1 pseudogene is annotated in these 479 nt (G+C 69.9%); it reads left to right on the forward strand.

Annotation, left to right across the window (positions count from 1 at the left end):
- Nucleotides 1–479 (forward strand): annotated as a pseudogene (locus RB628_RS41370) (ATP-binding protein); the annotation flags it as partial.

Here is a 479-nt window from a genome sequence, read left to right on the forward strand (position 1 = left end):
ATGCTGTCGATCGACCTCTCCCGGCTCGGTGGCTCGGGCGACGACACCGCGCTGGTCCTCGCGATGACCTGCGCGAGCGCCTGGATGGAGTCCGCGCTCGCCGACCCGGACGGCGGCCGACGCTGGGTGATCTACGACGAGGCATGGCGTGTGATGAGGCACGTCGGCCTCCTGGAGCGCATGCAGAGCCAGTGGAAGCTCAGCCGGGGGCTCGGTATCGCCAACCTGATGGTCATCCACCGTCTCAGCGATCTGCTGAGCGCGGGCGACGCCGGCTCGCGCGGCCGGGTGCTGGCCGAGGGCCTCCTCGCCGACTGCAGCACCCGCATCATCTACCGCCAGGAGCCCGACCAACTCGCCGCCGCCGCGTCGCTGCTCGGCCTGACCGGTGTCGAAACCCAGGCTGTGTCCGCCCTGACCAAGGGCCGGGGCCTGTGGAAAGTCGCAGGTCGGAGCTTCATCACCCAGCACATCCTGCA

Source organism: Streptomyces sp. ADMS (assembly GCF_033441795.1).
Taxonomy (GTDB): domain Bacteria; phylum Actinomycetota; class Actinomycetes; order Streptomycetales; family Streptomycetaceae; genus Streptomyces.